This window comes from Streptomyces sp. NPDC002324, assembly GCF_053593335.1.
This window is the reverse complement of record NZ_JBSFCF010000083.1, coordinates 1-7,564: the sequence shown is the minus strand read 5'-3', so window position 1 is coordinate 7,564 and position 7,564 is coordinate 1. Positions and strand designations below refer to the sequence as shown.

Below are 7,564 nucleotides of genomic sequence, written 5' to 3'. Positions count from 1 at the left end.
CAGCGTCCACAACGCGAAGAATGGGAATGACTTCCTCGTCCATGGCGCCATCGTCGCAGACCGCCCAGGGCGAACGTTGCCTGATGCGGCACTAGGTAGTCGCTGTGGCCGCTGAGGGTGAGCACGATGACGGCGATGATCGTGCCCAGCACGGATAACGCGCTGATCCAGGTGAGCGCCTTCGCCGTGCCGGGACGTTGCCGTCGAGCCTTAGCGGTCGGCCGGGACACGGCCGACGGCCTCTCGGACCGCGCAGTCGTAGAGTGCGAACCTACGCCAGGCTCAACGCCGTAGAGGCAGAATCGCCACCGGTTCCCAGGAAGAGTCCTCCGAGATTCGGCGAACTCGTCGGTTTCCGGTGTCCGGCGACTCGATGATCGACGCGTCGATCTGCGACGGCGACATCGTGACCGTCCGCCGCCAGGACAGCGCCGACCACGGAGACATCGTCGCCGCGCTTCTGGACGACGAGGCCACCGTGAAGGTCCTGAAGCGACAGGACGGACAGGTGTGGCTGATGCCGCGCAACCCGTCCTTCAAGCCGATCCCCGGCGGCGACGCACGCATCCTCGGCAAGGTCGTCGGCGTCCTGCGGCTTCTCTGAGCAGAAATCCCTTGGAGAACCGGATGCCGCAGGTTCGAGTGTTCACCGCCTTCTGGCCGGTGGAGAGGGTCTCCCACCGGCCCCAGTACGGGGTGCGGATCGCGCCGCTGGCGCCCCGATAGGCCTTGTCCGCCCAGCACGGGATGCCGACGCCAGCGAGGGCGTCGAGGATGCCGTGTTCGCGGGCCGCGCGGATGTCGTGGACGGCGCCGGGCAGGGCAGGTGAGGCCCACAGCAGTCGGCCGAAGGGGTCGGCGAGGACCTGCACGTTCATCCCGTGCCTCTTGTGCTTGCCCGAGCAGAACGGCCGGTCCGCGGCGATGCGGTCGATCGGCAGCAGCGTGCCGTCCAGGATCAGATACGCCTTCACCGATGCAGTCCGCACCGCGTCTGCCAGGCTGGGAGCGAGAGCGGCCAGGAGGTCGACGGCCTCGGTGACGTAGCGATAGGCCGTCGTGGTGCCGACACCGAACCCTGCCGCAAGCTGAGCGTACGTGTGCCCCACCCGCAGGTGGGCGAGCGTGAGCAGAGCCTGGCGGCCCACACTCAGGCGCCGCCAACGGGAGCCGATCGCACGGCGGTGCCGCCGCAACTGCTGCGCAAGGAAGCGAAGGGCAGAGCTGGACACGTCGACGCCCGACGGGTAGACAAGCACGTGAAGCCTCTGGTGGAGTCGGTTCTCTTGGTCGAAAACCCATCTACCAGGGGCTTCACCACGCTGTCAGCCCAACTCCCCGACTGAGGTACCAGGTTGGAAGGGCTCAGTGAGCATTTTTGCATCTCACGTTGGCGAGGTGCGCTGCCCGGCCGACCGGATTGCAGCTCAGGCGAGGGCATCGAGACGGTGTGACAGGAACCCCGCCATCGCGCGGACCCCGATACCGATCGCGTGCTCGTCGGCAGCGAAGTCCGGGGAGTGGGGTACCCCGTTGATGCCCGCTTCCGGGTTGGCGACGCCGAGGTAGAACATCGCTCCGGACACCTGGTGCAGGAAGTACGCGAAGTCCTCGCCGTTGAAAGGATACGCCGCGTGCAACACCATGACTGCGTCCGCACCCAGGGCGCCTCGCAGGTACGAGGCTGCCGCCGCGTTGAGCTCCGGCGAGCACACCATGGCGGGCAACGGAGGCTCGGTGAACTCCACCCGCCCACGGGGCAGCGTGGCTTCGTAGGTGACGGTTGACTCCACTTGTAGGTCAGTTCTGACTCCACCGGGTGCCTGGGGGACGCGATTTTGTAGGTGAGAAATGACTCCACCTGGCGGCCCCGCTGCGGCGGATTGAGCCCGTCCCGGGTCAGTGACTGTTTGAAATCCCGAGCAAACGAGCGCTTGGATAGGCTGCCCGTATGAAGATCACGGTGGGTGGGATCGTGGCTGGGATGGTGTTCGGAGCGCTTACGTCGCTCGCCAACGTCCTGTCTTCGCCCTATGGGGAGATCGGCGCCCGCGTGGCGGGGACCAGCTTGGCCAAAGCCAGCAAGGTGCTCAGTCTCTTGCTCGACGCCGGGTGGTCGTGGGCTGCTCTGGCGGTGGCGGTGGGTTGGGTGGCCGGGTCTCGTGTCCGTGGGGCGTTGGGCGGGCTGTTGGCGCTGGTGGCGGCGACCGTGTCGTACTACGTAACGGACCTCTATCTGTGGGACGCGGGCACAGACATGATTGCGTGGCTGGTTGTGGGGGTGCCTTTGGGACTCATTCTTGGCACGGTGGGCGCACTCGCCAGGCAGCCAGGTATGACCGGGCTGATCGCCGCCTTGATCGTTCCGATCGGGGCTGCTGCGCAGATGGTGGTGCTGCCACCTGGCGAGTACTTCACCACGTCACTGCCCGAGACCGTGGCAGAGGCCATCGTCTGGACAGGCGCTGTGTTCGGTGCCGTCTGGGCCCTTTATCGGTTTTGGCGTGAGCGCCGCGTCGGCACTGCGTAGATGGACACCGGCGCCTTGAACTGCAGGCCACCACAAAACAGGGGATGAGCCGCTACTTCGGCCAGTCGGAGCGAGGGCCTCTGCGAGTGAGTCGTCTGGTCATGAAGGTGATGAGTGCCCAGGTCAGGTGAGCTTGGGAGTTCGCCGTCTTCGTCAGCCCGCGGCGACCGCGGCGGCGGCCTTCTGTTCGGCGCGGGCGCGGGTAGCGGCCAGGCGGTAGGAGTCGGTGCCGGTCTCGATGATGTTGCCGCCGAACGTCAATCGGTCCACTATGGCCGCGCAGAGCCTTGGATCCGTGAAGGTTTTGGTCCAGCCGCCAAAGGATTCGTTGGAAGCTATCGCCACAGAATTCTTTTCCTCACGCTCCGTCAAAACCTGGAACAGCAGCTCCGCCCCGCGACGGTCAAGCTCCATATAGCCCAGTTCGTCGATGCACAAAAGGTCGACGCGGCCGTAGCGTGCGATGGTCTTGGCCAACAGCTTCTCGTCGGCGGCCTCCACAAGCTCGTTGACGAGCTTGGTGGCCAGCACGTACTTCACCCGGTACTCGTGCATCGCAGCCTCGGTGCCCAGCGCGATGAGCAGATGGGACTTGCCGGTTCCGCTGTCGCCGATCAGACACAGCGGCAGGCCCTTCTTGACCCAGTCGCACTTGGCGAGGGTGTGGATGGCTGCCGGATCGATGACGGGGTTGGCGTCGAAGTCGAACTGCCGGATCGATTTCTCGCGCGGAAAGCCGGCCGCCTTGATCCGGCGCTCCGAGCGGCGCCGTGCCCGGTCGTCGCATTCGGACAGCAGCAGTTCGGCCAGGAACCCGCGGTAGGTCATCTGGTCACGGCCGGCGGCTTCGGCCAGCTCGGGGTACTGGGAGCGGATCGTGGGCAGCCGGAGCATCCGGCACGCCTGGTCCACGGCGGTGTCGGCAGCCTGTTCGGTCAGTCCGCGGTTGCGCTTGGCGGTCACGGTGCCTCTTCCTGGTATGCCGGGCCGTCGGCGGGCCGCCGACGGAATCGCAGCAGCTGGTCGTAGACGGCCACCGACGGCAGCGGCCTGGGGTCGGGCGGCAGCGCTGCCAGACGCCGCTCGGTCAGCGAGGTCACCGTCGCCCCGCCGTCCACCCGGCGGCGCGGGGTGTCCTGGTCGGCCGGCTGTTCGGCGCCCTGGTCCGCCTCGCCCCACTTGCGGGCCTCCAGGGCGACCGCGTCGGCGGTCAGCGCTCCGGCCCGCAGCGCGGTCGCGATCCCGGCCACCACATGCTCGTGGACCATGTGCCGGTGCAGCAGCAGGACCGCGATCAGCGCCCGGGTGCCCTCCGCGTCGCCGTGGGCCTTGCAGGCCGCCTGCCACCAGGCGTCATGGACCGGGGTGAACTTGCCCGCCGACCTGGCCTGGTCCAACGCGGTCGCCCCCGGCAGCGCGCCGGGCTTGCGGACCAGCGCCTCCAGGTAGTGGTCCAGCTCCAGCCGGGAGCCGCCCTTGGCGATCAGCCGCTCGTGGCGGGCGACTTCCTTGTGCGCGTCGTAGACCACGAGCTCGGAGGCGTGCAGCACGACGCGCACCATCCGGCCGATCAACCTGACCGGCACCGAGTAGTGATTGGTGCGCACGCTGACCTGGCTGTAGCGGTTCACCCGCAGCGAGGTCACCAGCCCGGTCTCGAACGTCTCCTCGGGCAGTGGGACCAGCAGCGGGCGCTCGACGGCGAACATTTCACCGATGGTCAGCGCCCGCTGCATGATCCGGCGGGCGTCGTCCTCGTCATCCCAGCGCTCCACCATCGCGTTCAGTTCGGCCAGCGAGGCGACCTTCGGGACGGGGACCAGGTGGTTTCTGCGGAACCAGCCGATCTGCCCCTCGACGCCGCCCTTCTCGTGGGCGCCCTCGATGCCGGGATTGCAGTAGAAACTGTTGATCGAGAAATGGGACCGGAACGCCGTCCAGCGGTCGCTTTCCACCCGGCCCCGGGTGCGGCCCAGCACCTGGCTGACCGCGGCGCGCAGATTGTCGTAGCGGACCTTGCCGCGCGGCACGCCGCCCAGCACTTGCAGCGCGTGAACGTGGCCTTCCAGGAACGCTTCCTGCCCGCACGAAGCGAAAATCTTGTGCACGGCCTTTCCACTGAACGAAAGGCGCAGCGAGAACAGGAACACCTTGGTGGACACGCCGTCCAGGTGGATCCACACGTCCCCGAAGTCGACCTCCGCCTCATCGCCGGGGCGGTGGGTCTGCGGCACGAACACCTGAGGCGCCCCCCGGCCCTCCTCCACCCGGATCTCCGGACGCCGCACGGCGATGTAGGCGCGGACCATCGAATACGTCACGCCCCGGGCGTCGTGCTCATCGATCAGCCGGTCGAAGACCCGCTTGACGGTGTGCCGCTGCTTGCGCGGCGCGTCCAGGTCCTCCCGCAGAATCTGGTCGATCGTCGCCTTGAACGGATCCAGGCGCGAGATCCGGGGCGGAAGCTGCTTGCGCGGCGCCGGCCACACCGACTCCAGCGCCAGCGCCACCGTCCTGCGGCCCACTCCGTACTTCGCCGACAAAGCCCTGCTGGACAGCCCTTCGACCCGAGCGTCATGGCGTATCGCCGCGTACAACTCGACCTTCGAAAGAGGCACTTGAGCCACCCAGGGCTAGCTGATGCACCCCGATACTCCCACCGCAAGGCCCCCAGTGGAGTCAAAACTCACCGACATCAGCTCTCCACCTACAGCACTGGAGTCAGAACCCACCCACCACTGGCCTCAAAACTCACCTACAAAGCCAGCGCGCATCCACCCAGCGCCGCACCTCCTCACGGATCTCGGCGTACCGGCTCTCAGGCCAGGCCCGCAGATAGGCGTGCACGCGCGCGCCATCATCGCCCGAGCTCGAATGGGACAGGGCGTAGACAAAGCGCGCCAGCGGGCCGTCCGGGGTCTGCATGTCGTCCATGAGCTGCTGGAGCTGTCCGGGCGTCTGTGGGCGCCCGACAGTCGACAATCCGTCGATCATGGCGACGAGCCGCTTGGCGTCGTCGGCGGCGCCCGGCCCCGCCAGCTCGATCCGAAAGCGGTCTTGCCCCGGCTGACCCGGCCCGACCGCGAACGTGCCGACTGGATTGGAGCCGCAGTGCAGCGCGTAGATCTCCCGCGGCGCGGTCCGCTCCAGGACCCCGTCCTCGATCATCGCCCGGGCGCCCTCGCACGTCTCCTCGGCCGGCTGGAAGACGAAGACGACCCAGCCGTTTAGCTGCTTCCGCAGCCGTGCGAGGACCAAGGCGATACCCACCCCGATCGCCGTGTGCAGGTCGTGGCCGCACAGGTGGGCCGCCCCCGGGACCTGCGAGGCGAAGGCACAGTCGAACAGTTCGTCGTCGTCGACCGCGTCCATGTCGGCCCGGTAGGCGACGATCGGGCCCTCACCCGCACCCTCGAGCACCGCCACCACACCATGGCCGCCCACGCCGGTTACGACGGCCAGACCCGCGGCGCGAAGCCGCTCGGCGACCAGTGCTGATGTGCGCCGCTCCTCACCGGCAAGATCGGGATGCCGGTGGATGTCGCGGCGCATCCCGATCAGCTCATCGTCGATCTCGGCCGCAATCTTGTCGATCATCGCGTGGTCCAGCGCGGAAGACATGCGCCGGAGGCTACACGAGCCGATCTCCAACCCGGCCTTGAAGTTGAAAAAGGCTCAGTGGCTCACCTTGAAGGGAGCCCACCGCAGTGACCGTCCCGAGATCACTTTCATCAACAGCAGCGAAGTGTGGGAATTGGCCGAGCGCTTCCAGATGCTCTGCTTCAGCCTGCTTCACTGGGACACCGCCCACTTCGGCGAGCCAGCCGACGACGAGGACGGTCACCAGGGCCTGGTCTCGCGCAAGCAGATCTGACGCTAGGCCCGATACGGCTGGACGATCAGTTCGTGGGACTGACGATTGAACTGCTGGATGGCGACTCTGCGTTTTGTAGCTCTGGACGACATCGATGACATCTGGGGGGGAGCAGCCCGCTGATCAGCCTTCAGCGGCACACGCTCACGGTTCGACGCCACTCCACACCCTGCTACTGAGGTTGAACTCGTGATGTCGTGCTGTTGGTCAGGTGGGTCTGATGGCCAGGCAGGTCTCGGCGAGGCAGCCGTCTATGAGATGGGTGCGGTACTGGATGTGCCGTAGGCCGCGTCGGATGCGCTGTACGAGGTGTTCGGGAGTATTGAAGGCGACGTTGGAGAGCCAGCCGCGTCGCAGGAGGGACCAGATCCCTTCGACGGGGTTGAGGTCGGGTGCGTAGGGCGGCAGGTAGTAGATGGTCAGCCAGTCCCGGGCTTCCGCCCATTCCCGCAGATCGGCGGCTTTGTGGACGTTGAGGATGCCCCTATGTTGTGTCAAGCGGCAGAGGGCACACAGCGGGGGGTGACGGCGGCTGGAGTTGACCGTATCTCTCACGGGCGACGTAGCGTTTGAGACAGCGGATGATCTCGCGTTTCGACATGCCCTGTTTCGTGCGGCGTTCGAGGTAGAGACGTGTCCGGGCATCGCGGCGCAGGCGGGTTATGACGATGCGGTAGAGGGTGGCGTTGGCCTGCCGGTTTCCTCCGCGGTTCAGCCTGCGACGCTGGGTCTTTCCGGAGGACTGCTCGACGGGGCTGACGCCGCACAGAGCGGCGAATGACGCCTCGCTGGCCAGCCGTTCCGGGTTGTCGCCGGTGGCGATCAGCAGGGCGGCGGCGCTGTCGGGCCCGACGCCGATGACGTCCAGGAGCTGCGGATGCCAGCAACGGACGGCCTTGGTGGTCCGGCGGGCGAGCTCCTTGGCCTCGGCGGTCAGCTGCTGGATGCGCCGGGCCAGCAGCCGGAGCGTGAACACGGCTGCATCGTCGCCGTCGGGAAGGTCGGCGCACGTGGCGATCAGTGCTGTGTTGCTGAGGCTGGACAGGGCCTCGCGCAGTTCGGGATCGACGCCGAGGAGTACGGCCTTGAGCTGGTTCTTCGCCTGCGTGCGGGCCTTGACGGCCGACTCCTTCGCCAGCCGGAGCACACGCATGTCGGCC

7 protein-coding genes and 3 pseudogenes are annotated in these 7,564 nt (G+C 67.2%); 3 read left to right on the top strand and 7 right to left on the bottom strand.

The genetic code is table 11. The features are described from left to right. Positions 1-358 precede the first annotated feature (358 nt). Positions 359-604 (top strand): annotated as a pseudogene (locus ACWCRJ_RS44320) (LexA family protein); the annotation flags it as partial. A 19-nt stretch (positions 605-623) separates the two neighbouring features. On the opposite strand, the pseudogene ACWCRJ_RS44315 reads toward ACWCRJ_RS44320, so the two are convergent. Further along, positions 624-1,259 (bottom strand): annotated as a pseudogene (locus tag ACWCRJ_RS44315) (transposase family protein); the annotation flags it as partial. Positions 1,260-1,427: 168 nt separating this feature from the next. Continuing rightward, a complete protein-coding gene (locus tag ACWCRJ_RS44310) occupies positions 1,428-1,793 on the bottom strand; it encodes a hypothetical protein (RefSeq protein WP_450944657.1) in 366 nt (121 codons plus the stop codon). A gap of 158 nt (positions 1,794-1,951) precedes the next feature. On the opposite strand from ACWCRJ_RS44310, the gene ACWCRJ_RS44305 reads away from it, so the two are divergent. Beyond that, entirely contained in the window at positions 1,952-2,530 is a 579-nt protein-coding gene (locus ACWCRJ_RS44305; protein ID WP_450944656.1) for a DUF6518 family protein, read from the top strand. 153 nt (positions 2,531-2,683) lie between these two features. Here the strand turns inward: ACWCRJ_RS44305 and istB are convergent, their stop codons facing one another. The 3 genes from istB to ACWCRJ_RS44290 form a co-directional block, all read right to left on the bottom strand. Continuing rightward, the gene (gene istB / locus ACWCRJ_RS44300) at positions 2,684-3,493 is read right to left on the bottom strand and encodes an IS21-like element helper ATPase IstB (protein WP_450944655.1); all 810 of its coding nucleotides are present in this window, start codon (positions 3,491-3,493) and stop codon (positions 2,684-2,686) included. Beyond that, positions 3,490-5,148 carry an IS21 family transposase gene (gene istA / locus ACWCRJ_RS44295; RefSeq protein WP_450944654.1) on the bottom strand — a complete coding sequence of 553 codons (1,659 nt, stop codon included), beginning with the start codon at positions 5,146-5,148 and terminating at the stop codon, positions 3,490-3,492. Before istA ends, istB begins: the two co-directional genes overlap by 4 nt. Positions 5,149-5,281: 133 nt before the next feature. Continuing rightward, a complete protein-coding gene (locus ACWCRJ_RS44290; protein WP_450944653.1) occupies positions 5,282-6,127 on the bottom strand; it encodes a M20 metallopeptidase family protein in 846 nt (281 codons plus the stop codon). Here ACWCRJ_RS44290 and ACWCRJ_RS44285 point away from each other — a divergent pair. Next, the gene (locus ACWCRJ_RS44285) at positions 6,117-6,404 is read left to right on the top strand and encodes a hypothetical protein (protein ID WP_450944652.1); all 288 of its coding nucleotides are present in this window, start codon (positions 6,117-6,119) and stop codon (positions 6,402-6,404) included. The genes ACWCRJ_RS44290 and ACWCRJ_RS44285 overlap by 11 nt on opposite strands. Positions 6,405-6,611: 207 nt before the next feature. Here the strand turns inward: ACWCRJ_RS44285 and ACWCRJ_RS44280 are convergent. Together ACWCRJ_RS44280 and ACWCRJ_RS44275 are read right to left on the bottom strand one after the other, a co-directional pair. Beyond that, positions 6,612-6,881: pseudogene (locus ACWCRJ_RS44280) on the bottom strand (transposase); the annotation flags it as partial. Positions 6,882-6,888: 7 nt separating this feature from the next. Further along, positions 6,889-7,564 (bottom strand): transposase (locus tag ACWCRJ_RS44275; protein WP_450944651.1); only part of this gene is annotated, 676 nt, incomplete at its 5' end.